Source organism: Qipengyuania gelatinilytica (assembly GCF_019711315.1).
Lineage (GTDB): Bacteria > Pseudomonadota > Alphaproteobacteria > Sphingomonadales > Sphingomonadaceae > Qipengyuania > Qipengyuania gelatinilytica.
Map to the genome: position 1 here is coordinate 2,598,488 of NZ_CP081294.1, position 16,559 is coordinate 2,615,046.

Here is a 16,559-nt window from a genome sequence, read left to right on the forward strand (position 1 = left end):
CAGAGTCGCTCCGGCAGGATTGGCGCGCGCCTAGCAAAGGGGGTGAAGCAAGGCAACCCGAGTCACGCCTCGAAAGATGGACTCTTTGCCCTGTAGGCGTAGGATGGTCTGGAAAAGGGACCTGTTGCGAGGGGAGAGCTGCAATGGAGACTACGCCGCTATCGGCCCACTGCGGCGTCGAGGTGAGGGGTGTGTCGCTTGCCGATGCCGGGGGCGCACAGCTCGATGCGATCCGCGACCTTATATATAGGCACGGCGTCGCCGTCTTCCGCGACCAGGAATTCTCGCCCGACGATCACATTGCCTTCGCCAAGCGCTGGGGCGGGATCGATATCAACAATTACTTCCCGCTCACCGACGAGCATCCCGAGATCGCCGTGGTCCGCAAGACCGAGGAGCAGACCACCAATATCGGTGGTGGCTGGCACACCGACCATTCCTATGACCAGATCCCCGCCATGGGGTCGATCCTTGTCGCGCGAACGCTGCCTCCTGCAGGCGGTGACACGCTGTGGGCGCATATGGGCGCGGCCTACGATTCGCTGCCCGACGAGATGAAAGAGCGCCTCGAAGGGCTGGAGGCCTTCCATACCGCCGACCATATCTATGCGCCCGACGGCGTTTACGCGAAAACCGACCAGGGCACTGCCCTGCGGGGTCAGGACCTGAAGACCGGAGCGACGCATCCGGTCGTCATCCGTCATCCCCGCACCGGGCAGAAGCTGCTTTACGTAAATCCCGGTTTCACGATCAATTTCGTCGGCATGACGCGAGAGGAAAGCCTGCCGTTGCTGCAGGAGCTATTCGCCCATGCGATGAAGCCGGAGCATCAGTGCCGCGTCGAATGGGCACCGGGCACAGTGGCGATCTGGGACAACCGCACCACCTGGCACTATGCGATGAACGATTATCAGGGCCATGCCCGCGAAATGCATCGCATCACGCTGAGCGGGGAAGCGCTTGCGGCCTAGCCCAGGCTTCGCGCAGCCCAGATCAGGGGCGACAGGGATATGAGCGCAAAGCCTGCGCCGATCACCGACCAGCGCTTGGCGAAGATCATCACTATGAAGAGCAGTCCGAAGACGGTGTCTGGCCCTGCGCGCAGCAATACGTCGAAAGCTGTGTCGGAGGTGGTGAAGACATGTCCGAGATAGCCCAGGTGGATCGACCAGAAATATAGCGAGACGAGCAACCACTGGTACTTCCGGTTCTCGAGATAATACTCGGCCAGGTCGATGCCATCCTCGGGAATGCTGTCGGGCAAGGCGACTGCTGCAAGGAGGACCAGCATGACGAGCTGGAACATGACCGGCATGAACTGCGCGAAGCTTATCGATCCTTCGCTGTTGGCCGCAGCAGCCCACCAATAGGCAATGATGCTCAGGAGGATGAACAGGGCGAAGGCGGGCTGTGCCCAATGCCAGCGCACCATCTTGGAGCGAAGGACGGTGTTCAGGTGACCGAGTTCGAAAGCAACTGCCACGCCCAGCACGATTGAAGCGAAAACAAGCGCCTGCTCCACGAGCTATTCCCGCGGCTCGCAGCGATAGACCAGCCGCTCGTTCGGCTGCTGCGGGAGCATGCCGAGCACTTCGCCCTGCAAGTCGCCCAGCTGGCTGGCTGCCCGGTCCGCGCCGCAGGTGGGCGCGGTGTATTTGCCGCGCGCCTCGCGAGCATCGTTCATGTCGCTGCGCGAAAGCAGGTAGCGTTCCGAACGGAAGACCATGCGATCGGGATCGTAGCTGTTCACCGAAACCGCATCTTCGGAATTGGGCACGAAGACGCGCGACCATGTACCCGAGGCATAGCCATATTGCGTGCGTTCGTTGACGCAGCCGCTTGTCGTCCAGTCGAATTCGATATCGGGCGGATTCGCACCGCTGAAGCGGCTGCGCTCGGGCAGCAGGCGACACACGAGATTCGCATCGCCGCCATTGTTCGCATTAACGGGATCGGTGCTGTCCGGATTCTCGCCGGACTGCATCTCTGCCGCCACCCGGCGGTCGACCTCGTCGAGCCCCGGACGGGTCAGGAAGGCGATCAGCGCTACTATGACGAGAAAGCCCGCAATGCCGAAAGCGATCTTCACCTTCTTGTGGCGCAGTTCGGCATCCTCCCCTTCGGGAGCGATCTTCTCGCGCTCGGTCCACGCCCACATGGCGAGGCCGAATGCGATCATGATGAGGATGAAGGCGAGGGCCATCCGGTCCTCGCGATCCTCGGCCACGCTGAGCTGTGCTTTCAGCAGCGCGCGTTCGCGGCGTTCACGCGTTTCCTCGGCGCGCTGGGCAAGGCTTTGGCGGGCCTCGAACTGCTCGCGCTCGATCCTTTGGCGCTCTGCCTCGTCAAGGTCGGCAAGGCTGCGGCAGACGGTGTCGTTGATGATCGGCTCGACCTCGTTCGCACGCAGGAACGGCAGGAGCTCGTGGTTCGAGACGGCGAAGAAGAACTCGGCATCGCCGCCTTCATTGTCCGCGCCGAAGCTGTTCACGCCGACCACACGGCCGCAGGGGTCGAGCAGCGGTCCGCCCGAATTGCCGCGGGCGATCGGTGCAGTGTGCAGGATCGTGTCGAACTGGCGGCTGGGCCGTTCGCCCGAAACGAACCCGCGGCTTTTCACCGGCGGCATCGAGCGGAAGATATCGGCAAGGTCGAGTCCCTGCGCGCGGTCGACATTCATGGGATAGCCGACGCTGGTCACTTCGCCGCTGCTGGCAATCGGGCGGCCCGAAATCGCAAGCGGCGGGAGGCGCAAGTTTCCGGTCAGCCTGACCAGCGCCAGGTCATTGCGCGCATTGACCGATACGATACGTCCATAGACCGCCTGTCCGCCGCCGCTAGGCACGATGCCGACGCGCAGGTCGTCATCGCCCATCGCATCGCGCACGACATGCGCATTCGTCACGATCAGGTCGCTGTTGACCGCAAATCCGGTGCCGTGGCTGACGGGGAACAGCTCGTCATCGTCATTGCCGATGATCACCACCCGCACGACGCCGCGCGCCGCCGCGTCGATATCGGCGGGTTCGGCCTGCGCCATGGCAGGGGCGAGGAGCGCCATGAGCGCTGCAAAAATCGTGAAAAACCGTCCCATTCGCTCGACCTTTAGCCAAGGCGCGACATTGACCGCAAGCTTCGGGATGCCGGCGTGCGCACCTTTTGCAAGGAGTGTGCTTGCAAGACCGCGGCGAGCAATGAAAGGATGTGGCCGATGACCGGAACGAAACCCCTGACCGACGACGACCGCTGGCGCATCGCGCTGGCCAAGGACCGGCGGTTCGACGGCGTCTTCGTGACCGGTGTGCACTCGACCGGCATCTATTGTCGCCCGTCCTGCCCGGCGCGCGCTCCCAAGCGCGAGAATGTGCGCTTCTATTCGGATTGCGATGCTGCAGAAGCGGCGGGCCTGCGGGCCTGCAAGCGCTGCGCTCCCGACCAGCAGAGCCGCGAAGAGGCGGCGGTGCTGGCAGCGCTCAAGGTCCTGCGGGAGGCGGAAGAGACGATTTCGCTCGAGCGGCTGGGCCGGCTCACCGATTATTCGCCGACGCATTTCCAGCGCATCTTCACTCGCGCGGTCGGCCTGTCGCCCGCTGCCTACCAGCGTGCGCTGCGCCGCGAGCGGGCGGACCAGGCGCTGGGCGAGGGCAGCAGCGTTACGGATGCGATCTACGAGGCCGGCTACGGTGCGCCATCGCGCTTTTACGAGGACAGGAAGGGCAGCGGCATGAGCGCGAGCGACTGGAAGGATGGCGGCAAGGGCCGCACGGTCCATTGGAGCGTGATCAAGACGACGCTCGGAGACATGCTCGTGGCGGCGACCGAGAAGGGCGTGTGCTGTCTCAGCTTCAACGAGGGTGAGGAAGACCTGCGCGCCCGCTTCCCCAAGGCCGAACTGGTCGAAGGTGGCGAGGAATTCCGCGAACTGTTCGAGAAGGTGACCGACGCCGTCGAAGCGCCGCACTCGGCCACGACTGCCGACATCCCGCTGGACGTGAAGGGCACAGCATTCCAGCAGCGCTGCTGGGAAGCGCTACGCCAGATCCCCGCAGGCGAGACGCGCAGCTATGGCGAGCAGGCCGCGATGCTCGGCAATCCCAAGGCCAGCCGCGCAGTGGGCGGAGCAAATGGCGCAAACAATATTGCCGTCCTCATTCCCTGCCACCGCGTGATCGCGGCAGACGGCGGGCTGGGCGGTTATGCCTATGGTACGGAGATCAAGGCGGAGCTGTTGCGACGCGAGCGGGGCGAGTGATGCCTCGAAGGATATGAACCGCCCCGGTCAGTCGGGCAGGTAGCTTGGGCGATTGGACGTCTCGCTCCCCCAGTGGGGATTGTCGAGGGCACCGTGCAGGCAGTAATCGAAGGCGTACAGCGTGTGTTTGGGTTCGCGGGCGGTCCAGAAAGATCGCGGAAGGTTTGCCGTTCGCGAAAGTCGTTCAGCGGCTTCTTCTGGTCCGATGCCTAAAACCAGACACCCATCCTTGCGTTCGCGAAGCCAAGTCGCAAGTCGCGAGCCTAGTTGGCGGATATCGCGCGCGGTCTCGTTTAAGGTCAGGTTGGTTTCCAGCGCAGCCATTCGGAAATTGGGCCACAATGGCGCCAGCGCCAGATCGGGCAACGTCATCGATTGGCTCGCAAGAAGATCGCAATCGGTTGAAATTGCGGATCGCTGGGCTGCGCGCCACCTCAGCGTGTTGTCATGGCCAGCCGGCCCTTGAAGGCTCAGCGTGTCGAGAACATCCCTGTAGGCGGTATCTTCATGAAAGGGTTGGGTGCGAAATTCGAGCGTCCGAATTGCCTCCACCAGCGCCACCGCACGCCGCGCCGCATGGGTTGCTTCCTGCCAAGAGTTGCAAGCGTCGTCGCTGCCCATAATGTTGCGGCTGTAGAAATCGTGCAGTCCCTCGTCGAGCCGGGCCAGCGGTATCGCAAGGTCATCAAAGGCTTCCTCCCTCGCACCCTGCCGGATCCCGTCATACAGGAATTCGGCCCAGCTGACGAAGATCGCCCTGAGGCTGTGGAGGCGGATGTGAAGCTCGGTATCGCTGCCGAGACCCCAAGCGCCGTTTCCGATATCTCCGACACCGGGATAAGCGCGCAGCGCTGCACGAACAGTGACGAGCCGCTTTTCTCTTGGGTCGGAGAGACTTGCCAACTTGATGCGCGATGATGTCTCGCTGGAACCGACACCGACGCGCAAAATGGGCTTCGTAAACACGCTCACCGGGCATTCTCCGTCAGGAATCAGTAGCTTGATGAGGCAAAGCTGGAAAAATTTTCCTAACGTCGCGCCCACTCAGAGCTCGCCGGCGTGAGCGTAGCTAGAAATGCCTCGGCGCTCTTGAGATACTCCGCCTGCTTTTCTTCGCCCATCCGGTCCCAGGTCGCGTAGATCCGCCCGATGCGCGGGTTCTTCTCCAGACGCTCGCGGTGGCGGGCCATGAAGTGCCAGTAGAGCGGGTTGAAGGGGCAGGCGCCTTCGCCGGTCTTCTTGCTCGGTGAGTATTTGCAGCCCGAGCAGTAATTGCTCATCTTGTTTATGTAATTGCCGGAGGCCGCATAGGGCTTGGAGGCGAGCTTGCCGCCGTCGGCGTAGAGGATCATCGCCGCGACATTGGGCAGTTCGACCCATTCATAGGCATCGGCGTAGACCACCAGGAACCAGTCCTGCACTTCGCGCGGGTTCACGCCTGCGATCAGCGCGAAATTGCCCAGCACCATCAGCCGCTGGATGTGGTGCGCATGGGCATTGTCGCGGGTCGAGCGGATGCAATCGGCAAGGCAGGCCATGTCGGTCTCGCCGGTCCAGTAGAACTCGGGCAGGCCGCGCTGGGCGTTGAGGGCGTTGGCCTTTTGCAAGTGCGGCATCTGGTTAAAGTAGAAACCGCGCACATATTCGCGCCAGCCGATGATCTGGCGGATGAAACCTTCTACCGAATTCAGCGGGGCATTGCCGTCCCTGTAGGCTTTCTCTGCGCGCTGGCACAGTTCGAGCGGGTCGAGCAGGCCGAGGTTGATGCTGGTCGAGAGCATCGAATGGAACAGGTCATCCTCGCCCGCGACCATCGCGTCCTGGTAGGGGCCGAAGCATTCGATCCGCTCGGCGAAGAATGCATCGGCGGCTTCTTCGGCTTCGTCGCGGGTGACGGGCCAGCAGAAATTCTCGATCGAGCCGAAGTGGTCGCCGAAGCGATCCTCGACCAGTTCGATTACCTCCTGCGTCATGTCGTCCGGCTCGAACTTCGGCCGCTCGGGTGCAGAGAGGCCTTCCTTGGGCGGTTTGCGGTTCTCGCTGTCGTAGTTCCAATCGCCACCCTCCGGCTTGTCGCCGTCCATGAGAAGGCCTGTCTTGCGGCGCATCTCGCGGTAGAAGAACTCCATGCGGAGCTCCTTGCGATCCTCCGCCCACTCGTCGAATTCGGCCTGTGTGGCGATGAAGCGATCGTCGCGCAGGATTTCGACCTCGCAGGCGAACTTGTCGGCCCACTGGTCCATCGCCTCGCGCACGCGCCATTCGCCGGCTTCGACTACGCTGACCAGCCGCGGGGAATGCTCCTCGATCGCGCGGGCGACCTCGCCCGTGAAGCTGCCCGAATTGCCCTCGGCGTCCAGCTTCACGTAATCGACCGTCCAGCCCGCATCGCGCAGTTCCTCTGCGAAATGGCGCATCGCCGAGAAGATCAGCACGATCTTCTGCTTGTGATGTTTTGAGTAGGTCGCCTCGTCCCAGACCTCCATCATCAAGATGATCGTGTCGTCCTTGGTCCTTCCGCGCAGGCTGGCGAGATTACGGGTCAGCTGGTCGCCGAGGATGGGGACGAGAACGGGTCCGGACATAGCCGCTTAATGCGCGAGCCGTCCGAGTGTGCCTCACACGAAGCTGTACGGGTCCACGTCCACCGCTACCCGCACGCCAGGCGGATGGTCCACACGGCCGAGCCAGTGGCGGATCACGTCCTGCAGTTGCACGCTGCGCCGGGCATTCATCAGCAGGCGATAGCGATATCGCCCCCGCAATTGCGCCATTGGGGCGGGCGCAGGGCCGAGGATCATGCAGTCGGGTACATCGGGGCGCGTATCGCCGATACGGCGCGCGGCTTCGCGCGCTTCGGACTCGTCTTCGCTCGACACGATGATCGAGGCCCAGCGTCCGAAGGGCGGCGCACCGGCATCGCGGCGCATCTCGGTCTCGGCGCTATAGAAGGCGTCGCGATCTCCGGCAGCGAGTGCGGCGATCACGCTGGCTTCGGGATGGCGCGTCTGGATCAGCACTTCGCCGGGTTTCGAGCCGCGACCGGCACGCCCCGCGACCTGCGCAACCTGCTGATAGGTGCGCTCGCCGGCTCGAAGGTCGCCGCCTTCGAGACCGAGATCCGCATCGACCACACCGACCAGCGTCAGTTCGGGGAAGTGGAAGCCCTTGGTGACGAGCTGCGTGCCCACGATGACGTCGATTTCTTTTGCCTCGACTGCAGCGATGAACTCCGCCGCGCGCCCCGGTGAATTGAGCGTATCGGAAGTTGCCACGAAGACGCGCGCTTCGGGCAGCCGTTCAGCCACTTCATCGGCGATCCGCTCGACGCCCGGACCGCAGGCGACGAGGCAATCGGGCTCGCCGCATTCCTGGCAAGCAGCGGGGCTTGGCGCTTCGTGCCCGCAATGGTGGCAGGCGAGGCGGCGGGTGAAGCGATGCTCGACCAGCCAGGCGCTGCAATTGGGGCATTGGTAGCGAAAGCCGCAATTGCGGCACAGCGTCAGCGGCGCATAGCCACGGCGGTTGAGGAAGAGGAGCGATTGCTCGCCGCGCTCAAGCCGTTCAGCGATCCCGTCCACCAGCCGCTGCGCGAGCCACATGCCGTGCGGTGGCTTTTCCTCCGTGAGGTCGATCGTGTCGATATCGGGCAACTGCGCGCCGCCGAAGCGGCTGGGCAGGTCGACCTTCTCGTAGATCCCGCTTTCGGCCATTTGCAGGCTCTCAAGCGCCGGTGTGGCACTGGCGAGGATGATCGGGAAGCCTTCGAAATGCGCGCGCATCACGGCGACGTCGCGCGCATTGTAACGCACGCCGTCTTCCTGCTTGAAGCTGGTCTCGTGCGCCTCGTCGACCACTATGAGGCCAAGCTTGGCGAAGGGCAGGAACAGCGCCGACCGCGCGCCCACAACCACCTGCGCATCTCCGCTTGCCACGGCGCGCCATGCACGGCGGCGCTCGGTCGATTTGAGCGATGAGTGCCACAGGACGGGCAGCACTCCGAAGCGCTCCTCGAACCGATGGAGGAAGTTCTCGGTCAGCGCGATTTCGGGCAGCAGGACGAGGACCTGCCGGCCCATGCGCAGCGCCTCTGCCACGGGTTCGAAATAGGTCTCGGTCTTGCCCGATCCGGTCACGCCATCGAGCAGGAACGGCGCAAATTTCTTCTCTCGAACCGCCGCCGAGAATGTCTCCGCAGCTTCGCGCTGCTGGTCGCTCAGCTCGATCTGCGCGAAATCGGGTCGCGCCTCCTCGTAAGGTCGGTCGCAATCGACCTCGACCGGTTCGAGTACGCCCTGGTTTACCAACCCGCGAAGCACACCCTCGGACACACCTGCAATGCCAGCCAGCTCGCGGATCGTTGCCTGCTCGCCTTCGAGAGCCTCCATCGCCGCCAGCCGCTGCGGGGTCATGCGCTCGGGCATGCCGCCGGTCAGGCGGTATTCGGTGATGCTGGCCGGTCCCTTGAGCGCGCCGCCCGAAGACAGCGCCATGCGCGCGACGCTGGCGAGCGAGGCGACATAATAGTCGGCAGTCCACTCGATCAGCCGCCGCAGCGGCGCGGGCAGGGGCGGGATCGGATACAAGCCCCTGAGGCCGCGCAATTTCTCTGCCGGAACGTCCGTACCCGGAAGCCGTTCAGCTTCCCAGACGATACCGACAACCGTGCGCGGACCCAGTGGGCACTCGACTACCTGCCCGAGCTCGACCGTCATGCCTTCGGGCACCTTGTAGTCGAGCGGGCCGAGAGCGGCATTGAGGACGAGGCAACGGACGCGGTTCATCTGGCGGCTCATATGGGCCGTCCAACCGATACGAAACAAGGGTGGGACTTTGTGAGGAGACAAGTAATGACCGATATTCTCGTGAGACCTACCGGACGCCGCGCATTTCTCGGTGGCATCGGCCTTGGCGGCGCAGCGCTGGCTTTGCCCGGATGCACGGGCCTACCCGGTTTCAGCCTGGTCGATGCGATCCAGCGCATCCTCTTCCTGTCGAGCGAACGTGCCTTTACCCGCATGCTCCAGCCGGACGGCTTCTGGGACGAACAGGTCGCGACCGTCGGCCTCGAAGGACTGCTGGGTGCACGCGGCGGCGTGCTGTCGAGCATCCTGACCTCGCCGCTGTTCAAGGACCGGCTCTATGATGCATTCGGCGACATCGCCTACGAGGGTGCCGAACGTGCCGCTCCGCTGGTGACCGAGGCCGTGCGGACCATCGGCATCCGGAACGCCATCGACCTGGTGAATGGCGGCCCGACGGCTGCAACCGCGTTCCTGCGCGGATCGATGGGCGGCTCTCTGATCGAGGCAATGGTGCCCGAACTCGGCGATGCCATGCGTCTCGCGCAGGACCCGCTGGTCGGCCAGGCACTGGCAGCATTGACGGGTACCGATATCCCTCAGGTCGCCAGCCGCGTCTCGACGCGCATCGACGACACGATCTGGCGGGAAATCGGCGTCGAGGAGAGCGCAATCCGCGCCGATCCCGCTGCCACGCGCGATCCGCTGATCATCGGAGTGTTCGGAACCGGCGCGCGGCTCTAGCCGCAAGGCACCCACATCGCTAAGGCCTTCGGGGAATCGCAACACGCTTCCCCGGAGCCGCACACATGAAGTTCTTCGTCGACACCGCAGACATCGCCGACATCAAGGAAATGGCCGACACCGGCCTGCTCGATGGCGTCACCACCAACCCCTCGCTGATCGCGAAGTCGGGCCGTGACTTCATGGAAGTGACGAAGGAAATCTGCGATATCGTCGACGGCCCGGTCAGCGCCGAAGTCGTCGCGCTCGATCACGAGACGATGATGAAAGAGGCCGAGACCCTGCGGAAGATCGCGGACAACGTCTGCATCAAGGTCCCGCTGACGATCGACGGCCTCAAGACCTGCAAGAAGCTGACCTCGGACGGCACGCAGGTGAATGTCACCCTGTGCTTCTCGGCCAACCAGGCGCTGCTGGCTGCGAAGGCCGGTGCGACCTTTGTTTCGCCCTTCGTGGGCCGTCACGACGACAACGGCTTCAACGGCATGGACCTGATCCGCGACATCAAGCAGGTCTATGACAACTATCCCGGCTTCACGACCGAGATCCTCGTCGCCAGCATCCGCAATCCCGTGCACGTCCTCGAAAGCGCGCTGATCGGTGCGGATGTCGCCACCATGCCGCCGGCCGTCATCAAGGGCCTGTTCAAGCATGTCCTGACCGACAAGGGCATCGAAGGCTTCGTCGCCGACTGGGAAAAGACTGGCCAGACGATTCCGACGACCTAAATAGCCTTACGTGGCAGACCAGACCCCCCTCGACCTATTCAAGCAGGCACTGACCGGCACGGCTCGCGCCATCTCGCGTGAGCCGGAGGTCGAGGTTGCGTGGAGCGCGGATAGTCCGACCCAGTCGGGCAAGAACTTCCGCGTTCCGCTGCCCGGTCGCACCTTGCCACAGGACCAGGCCGCTGAGGCACGCGGTTTTGCGGACAGTTTCGCGCTCAAGCTGCGCCATCACAACGAGGGCATGCACGCCAAGGGCGCGCCGCCCGAACCTATCGCCCGCGCGTGCTATGATGTGATCGAGCGCACGCGGTATGAGGCGCTCGGCTCGAACAATTATTCGGGCATGAAGGGCAATCTCGACGCAGCCGTCGAACTGCGCACTGCCACCGATCCGATCGGGCGGGCAGAGACTGCCAAGGACGTGCCGTTGCCCACTGCGCTATCGCTCATGCTGCGCGAGGCGCTGACCGGCGAACCCATTCCCGACCGCGCCAAGCCGGGCGTCGACATGGTGCGCGAAGAGATCATGTCGCGCATCGGCACCGACATGGACGAGTTGGCGGGCGCGCTCGACGACCAGCGCACATTCCAGAACCTGACGCTCGACATGCTGCGGCATCTCGAACTCACGCTGCCCGACACGCCCGAGGATGAGGGCCGCGAGGATGGCGAGGACGAGGAAGGCGAGGCTCCCGAAGAGGATCAGGATTCCGACGAGGAAGACGAGGGCGACGCCCAGCCGCAGGAAAGCGATGCGCGCGGCGAAGTCGTGGACGGCGAGGCCGATGGCGATGCCGAACAGGACGTCGAGGGCGAGCAGGAAATGTCCGATGGCGATCCTTCGGACGAGGACGGCGAGGGCATGCAGCCCGTCCGCCCGAACCGCCCGTGGACCGACCTGCCCGAAGAGTTCAACTACAAGGCCTATACCGACAAGTTCGACGAGGTGATCGAGGCTCCCGAGCTGTGCGATCACGAGGAACTGGACCGTCTGCGCGCCTATCTCGACAGCCAGCTGGCGGGCCTGCAGGGCATCGTCACGCGGCTCGCCAACCGCCTCCAGCGCCGCCTCATGGCGCAGCAGAACCGCAGCTGGGATTTCGACCAGGAAGAAGGCCTTTTGGATGCCGCGCGCCTGACCCGCGTGGTCGTCAGCCCCGGCCATGCGCTGTCCTACAAGATGGAGCGTGATACCGAGTTCAAGGACACGGTCGTCACCCTGTTGATCGACAATTCGGGCTCGATGCGCGGTCGGCCGATCTCCATCGCCGCGATCAGCGCAGACATCATGGCGCGCACGCTCGAACGCTGCGGCGTGAAGACCGAAATCCTGGGCTTCACCACCCGCGCGTGGAAGGGCGGGCAGTCACGCGAAGCATGGCTCGCCGATGGTCGCCCTGCCGATCCGGGCCGCCTCAACGATCTGCGCCACATCATCTACAAGAAGGCCGACGAGCCTTGGCGCCGCGCGCGCCGCAATCTCGGCCTGATGATGCGCGAAGGGCTGCTGAAGGAAAACATCGACGGCGAGGCGCTGCTCTGGGCGCACACCCGCCTGCTCGCCCGACCCGAAGACCGCCGCATCCTGCTGGTGATCAGCGACGGCGCGCCGGTCGACGACAGCACGCTATCGGTAAATCAGGCGGGCTATCTAGAAGGCCACCTGCGCAAGGTGATCGAGTGGATCGAAAAGCAAAGCCCCGTCCAGCTCGCCGCCATTGGCATCGGCCATGACGTGACCCGCTATTACAAGCGTTCGGTGACGATCATGGACGTTGAACAGCTCGGCGGCACGATTATCGAGCAGCTTGCGGGATTGTTCGAAGTGGAGGGATAGATGGATTGGCTGACATTTACCTTGGGTTTGGTTTTGATTGTCACGTCTCTAGGCGCGATACTTCGACCCGAACGGCAGTATCGTGAATCACTGAGCAATAGGAACGCGCGCTTGGCTGAACTGGATGCCGGCGCTCCCGAAAGGCACTTCGAGGAGCGTCGCGAATTGGAGGCTTATCCGCCGAAATTGGACTTCAGCAAACAGACCATCCGCGGTCTGGGCTACCTGTCGCTTGCCTTCGGAGTTGGGCTTTCAATCTGGTCAGTTATCGGATGACCCCCACCAAAGCCGTCCAGTCCCGCCGCTCCGTTCGCGCTTTCACCGATCAGCCGGTCGACCGCGACACCCTCACCCGCGTGCTCGAAAAGGCGCAGCGTTCGCCTTCGGGCGGCAATGTCCAGCCGTGGAATGCCGTCATCCTCACCGGCGAGCCGATGCAGGCGCTGTTTGACCGGGTGGCGCTGGAATTTCCCAAGGGGCGCGCGGCGCTCAAGCCCGAATACGATATCTATCCCAAGGACCTCGACGGCGTTTACGAGGAGCGCCGTTTCGGAGTGGGCGAGGACATGTACGCCTCGCTCGGCATCACGCGCGAGGACAAGGCCAAGCGCCTCATGTGGTTCGCCAACAACTTCCGGGCCTTCGGGGCGCCCGTGCTGATGCTGGTCCACACGCCCAAATACATGGGCCCGCCGCAGTGGAGCGATATCGGCATGTGGCTGCAGACGATCATGCTGTTGCTGCGCGAGGAAGGGCTCGACTCTTGCGCGCAGGAAGCCTGGGCCGCCTACAGCCCGCAAGTGCGCGAGATGGTCGACATTCCCGATGACCATATCTTTTTCTGCGGCATGGCAATCGGCTACCGGGATGCGGATGCGCCGGTGAACCAGTTCGATGTCAAACGCGCCCCGCTCGAAGAATCCGTGCGCTGGGAGGGTTGGCAGTAAGCGTCCCGCGACCTAATGGCCTGCGCATGACCGAAACGCCGCTCCAGCTGTTCAACTCGCTCATACGCGAGGTCGAGACCTTCACCCCCGTCCATCCGGGCGAGGCGCGCGTCTATACCTGCGGCCCGACGGTCTACAATTACCCCCACATCGGCAACATGCGCGCCTATGTCTTCGCGGATGTGCTGGGCCGGACGCTGAGCTGGAAGGGTTACGACCTTACCCACATCATCAACATCACCGATGTGGGCCACCTCACCGACGATGCGGACGAGGGTGAGGACAAGATGGAGAAGATGGCTGCCGAGCGCGCGCAGTCGATCTGGGACATCGCGAAGCACTATACCGAGGCTTATTGGGCCGACGTAAAGGCGCTGAACATCCGCGGTCCCATGCAGGCGGGCAAGCCCGAGGCGGCCAATTGGTCGGTCGCCACCGACTACATCGACGAGATGATCGAGTTCGCGAAGGGCATTGCGGACAAGCACTGCTACGAACTCGACAGCGGCCTCTATTTCGACGTCTCGACGGTGGATGATTACGGGCGTCTTGCCCGTGCCGTTACCGAAGAGGGCGAGGGCCGCATCGAGACGGTCGAGGGCAAGCGCAACGCCGCCGACTTCGCGATCTGGCGCAAAACACCCGCAGGCCAGAAGCGCCAGATGGAATGGGATTCGCCATGGGGCAAGGGCGCGCCCGGCTGGCATCTCGAGTGCTCGGTCATGGGCGGCAAGCTCCTCGGCTTCCCCTTCGACATCCACACCGGCGGGATCGACCACCGCGAGATCCACCACCCGAATGAAATCGCGCAGAACCAGGCGCATTGCTGCACCAATGGCCTCGACGTGGCCGAGAACAGCGGCGCGCGCATCTGGATGCACAACAACTTCCTCGTGGAGCGCAGCGGCAAGATGTCGAAGAGCTCCGGCGAGTTCCTGCGGCTGCAACTGCTGATCGACAAGGGATACCACCCGCTGGCCTACCGCATGATGTGCCTGCAGGCGCATTACCGCAGTGAACTGGAGTTTAGCTGGGAGGGACTCGAGGCGGCGCTCACGCGGTTGAAGCGCATCGTGATGCAGGTTGAGAACCTCAAATCCCGTCACCCTGAACTTGTTTCAGCATCCATCTTTCCACTTGGTGGATGGACCCTGAAACAAGTTCAGGGTGACGAGGATATTTCGCAACTGCCTGTATCAAATATCGATGCAATTGATGCGACGGTATCGAATGATCTCAACACGGCTGTTGCGCTCGTAACTCTCGACGCAATCCTCCTCCAAAAAAATGTCAGTCCGATCGCCCGACTGAAAGCTGTTTCCGCGGTCGACTCGATCTTGGGACTGGATCTAATGGTCCTCACCCGCAAAGACCTGCGAATTCGTCCCAAGGCAGCCGAGATCACCGAAGCCGAGATCGAAGCCGAACTCATCCGCCGCAAGGAAGCCAAGGTCGAGAAGGATTTCGCCACCAGCGACGCCATCCGCGCGACCCTTGCCGCCAAGGGTGTCGAGGTGATGGACGGCGATCCGCTCGGCTGGGAGTGGAAGCTCGGCTGAGTTGCGGTTAGGGACTTAATCCGAAGAGGAGAGTCCCACCCATGACCAAAGCCGTGATGTCCGCCCTGATCCGCCCGCTGGTGGAGCCGCGCCTGCCCGACTGGGTCGAGCCCCTATGGTTCATGACCAAGGAGCAGGCGCTGGAGTTCGCTCCCGAGGCGGAGATCGGCTGGTTCGACCTCAACGAAAAAGAGCCGATGGTCGAAATCGCGCATGCCGCGACGAACCTCAAATGGCTCAACTCGATCTACGCCGGTCTCGATTTCATGCCGCTCGACGTCCTGCAGGAGCGCGGAGTCACGGTGACCAATGGCGTGGGCATCAACGCGCTGACTATCGCCGAATATGTCGTCATGCTGATGCTCGCCCACGCGAAGGGATACCGCGAGGTCGTGCGGGCTCAGGACCGGCAGGAATGGCTGCTCGACAGTCCGGGCAAGCGCGAACTGGCAGGCGAGCGCGTGCTGCTGCTCGGCCTCGGCGCGATCGGCAGCCTTATCAAGACAAGGCTCGAGGCCTTCGACATGAAGGTCATTCCGGTGCGCCGCTCGGGCGGGGAGGGCGCGCTTCGCCCGGGCGAATGGCGCGAGAAGCTGGGCGAATTCGACTGGGTCATCCTCGCCGTGCCCTCCACCGACGAAACCCGCCACATGATCGGCGAAATCGAACTTGCCGCCATGCGCCCCAACGCCGTGCTGGTGAATATTGCGCGCGGCGATGTGGTGAAGCAGGACGATCTCGTTGCCGCGCTGGAGGCCAAGACCATCGAGGCTGCGCTGCTCGATGTGACCGACCCCGAACCGCTGCCCGAGGATCATCCGCTATGGAGCCTCGACAATGCGCAGGTCACCATGCACCTGTCGGGCCGCGCGCAGACCAAGATGTTCCAGCGCTCGGCCGACCGTTTCGTCGAAAATCTCGAGCGCTGGCACAAGGGCGAAGCGGTTCAGCCCCAGATGGACCTCGCCGCGGGTTACTGATCAGGCGTCCTCCAGCAGGAGAAGGTCACATTGCACGACCATGCGCGGGCTGGGCGAGAGGCGGTGTTCCACCTCCACGATACCGGCATCTGCGACCAGCTGGCCTGGGATTGCGAACTCGTGCTCGGGCAGGGAGGCGACAAAGCTTTCTCCCGCCTCGACGGCTTTCTCCCCTGCGAAGAGCAGCGACAGGCTGTGCCGCGTCCCGGCAAAGGTGATGCTCGCCCAGGATTTCTCAGTATGGGTGATGACCTGACCCTGATGCTGGCAAAGGACCATCAGCGCGGTACGCAGGCGGTCGCTGGCCGAGCGGCGGGTGTGCGGCGGGCGGGGTGGTTTGCTTTCACTGGACATTGAGCGGCTCCTGCGAAGGGGCGCCGCTGGCGGCCTCGAAGCCCATCATGAAGCCGCGAATACGGGCCTCGGTCCCGCTGCGCGGTTCGCGGCCCATGCGCAGGTCGAGTACGAAGCGCGGATCATGTGCGGCAAGACGGCCGAACTTGGTCGGCGGCATGTCGTAGGCGCGCAGGAATTTTTCGATTGAGCGGATCAGCATCTGCAAAGCTCCCCATGGCTGGTTCCAACTGGCGAATCGCTCGCCGTGTTCCTGATTCGTTCCACTCTAAATCCTACTTGTCTAGGAAAAATCCTATGCTATAGGAATTTTCTCGCATGGGTCCTCTTCAGATACCGAAATTCGGCGTTCCGGA

The 16,559-nt window shown here is 63.4% G+C and carries 16 protein-coding genes; 9 read left to right on the forward strand and 7 right to left on the reverse strand.

What is annotated here, in order from left to right; all coding sequences use genetic code 11:
* The first annotated feature begins 143 nt into the window (after positions 1-143).
* Complete coding sequence (locus K3136_RS12850; protein ID WP_221430692.1) at positions 144-971, forward strand: TauD/TfdA dioxygenase family protein; 828 nt, start codon at positions 144-146, stop codon at positions 969-971.
* Here the strand turns inward: K3136_RS12850 and K3136_RS12855 are convergent.
* Positions 968-1,483 (reverse strand): hypothetical protein, encoded by a 516-nt coding sequence (locus K3136_RS12855; protein ID WP_247711361.1) that lies wholly within the window; start codon positions 1,481-1,483, stop codon positions 968-970. The two genes, K3136_RS12850 and K3136_RS12855, sit on opposite strands and share 4 nt — an antisense overlap.
* 42 nt (positions 1,484-1,525) lie before the next feature.
* Complete coding sequence (locus tag K3136_RS12860) at positions 1,526-3,094, reverse strand: S1 family peptidase (RefSeq protein WP_247711362.1); 1,569 nt, start codon at positions 3,092-3,094, stop codon at positions 1,526-1,528.
* Positions 3,095-3,211: 117 nt separating this feature from the next.
* Between K3136_RS12860 and K3136_RS12865 the strand changes: the two genes are divergently transcribed.
* Entirely contained in the window at positions 3,212-4,252 is a 1,041-nt protein-coding gene (locus tag K3136_RS12865) for a bifunctional transcriptional activator/DNA repair enzyme AdaA (RefSeq protein WP_221430694.1), read from the forward strand.
* A 27-nt stretch (positions 4,253-4,279) separates the two neighbouring features.
* Here the strand turns inward: K3136_RS12865 and K3136_RS12870 are convergent, their stop codons facing one another.
* The 3 genes from K3136_RS12870 to K3136_RS12880 are packed head-to-tail and all read right to left on the reverse strand — an operon-like array spanning position 4,280 to position 9,036.
* On the reverse strand, positions 4,280-5,224 hold the full coding sequence (locus K3136_RS12870; RefSeq protein ID WP_221430695.1) for a hypothetical protein: 945 nt from the start codon (positions 5,222-5,224) through the stop codon (positions 4,280-4,282).
* A gap of 56 nt (positions 5,225-5,280) precedes the next feature.
* Positions 5,281-6,837 carry a cryptochrome/photolyase family protein gene (locus K3136_RS12875; RefSeq protein WP_221430696.1) on the reverse strand — a complete coding sequence of 519 codons (1,557 nt, stop codon included), beginning with the start codon at positions 6,835-6,837 and terminating at the stop codon, positions 5,281-5,283.
* Positions 6,838-6,870: 33 nt separating this feature from the next.
* Positions 6,871-9,036: a primosomal protein N' gene (locus K3136_RS12880; RefSeq protein WP_221430697.1), complete on the reverse strand. Its 2,166-nt coding sequence runs from the start codon at positions 9,034-9,036 to the stop codon at positions 6,871-6,873.
* Between the two features lie 66 nt (positions 9,037-9,102).
* Between K3136_RS12880 and K3136_RS12885 the strand changes: the two genes are divergently transcribed.
* The 7 genes from K3136_RS12885 to K3136_RS12915 all read left to right on the forward strand — a co-directional run bounded on the left by K3136_RS12885 (position 9,103) and on the right by K3136_RS12915 (position 15,849).
* Entirely contained in the window at positions 9,103-9,798 is a 696-nt protein-coding gene (locus K3136_RS12885) for a DUF4197 domain-containing protein (RefSeq protein WP_221430698.1), read from the forward strand.
* 65 nt (positions 9,799-9,863) lie between these two features.
* Positions 9,864-10,526 (forward strand): fructose-6-phosphate aldolase, encoded by a 663-nt coding sequence (fsa, locus tag K3136_RS12890; RefSeq protein WP_221430699.1) that lies wholly within the window; start codon positions 9,864-9,866, stop codon positions 10,524-10,526.
* A gap of 10 nt (positions 10,527-10,536) precedes the next feature.
* On the forward strand, positions 10,537-12,363 hold the full coding sequence (gene cobT / locus K3136_RS12895) for a cobaltochelatase subunit CobT (protein WP_221430700.1): 1,827 nt from the start codon (positions 10,537-10,539) through the stop codon (positions 12,361-12,363).
* Positions 12,364-12,639, forward strand: coding sequence for a hypothetical protein (locus K3136_RS12900; RefSeq protein WP_221430701.1), 276 nt, complete (start codon positions 12,364-12,366; stop codon positions 12,637-12,639). It abuts the gene before it with no gap.
* Positions 12,636-13,310 carry a nitroreductase gene (locus K3136_RS12905; protein ID WP_221430702.1) on the forward strand — a complete coding sequence of 225 codons (675 nt, stop codon included), beginning with the start codon at positions 12,636-12,638 and terminating at the stop codon, positions 13,308-13,310. The genes K3136_RS12900 and K3136_RS12905 overlap by 4 nt, the downstream gene beginning before the upstream one ends.
* 26 nt (positions 13,311-13,336) lie before the next feature.
* Entirely contained in the window at positions 13,337-14,869 is a 1,533-nt protein-coding gene (gene cysS, locus K3136_RS12910; RefSeq protein ID WP_221430703.1) for a cysteine--tRNA ligase, read from the forward strand.
* Between the two features lie 41 nt (positions 14,870-14,910).
* A complete protein-coding gene (locus tag K3136_RS12915; RefSeq protein WP_221430704.1) occupies positions 14,911-15,849 on the forward strand; it encodes a D-2-hydroxyacid dehydrogenase in 939 nt (312 codons plus the stop codon).
* On the opposite strand, the gene K3136_RS12920 is transcribed toward K3136_RS12915, so the two are convergent.
* Positions 15,850-16,203 (reverse strand): hypothetical protein, encoded by a 354-nt coding sequence (locus K3136_RS12920; protein WP_247711363.1) that lies wholly within the window; start codon positions 16,201-16,203, stop codon positions 15,850-15,852.
* Entirely contained in the window at positions 16,193-16,405 is a 213-nt protein-coding gene (locus tag K3136_RS12925; protein WP_221430705.1) for a hypothetical protein, read from the reverse strand. The genes K3136_RS12920 and K3136_RS12925 overlap by 11 nt, the downstream gene beginning before the upstream one ends.
* Positions 16,406-16,559: the final 154 nt, after the last annotated feature.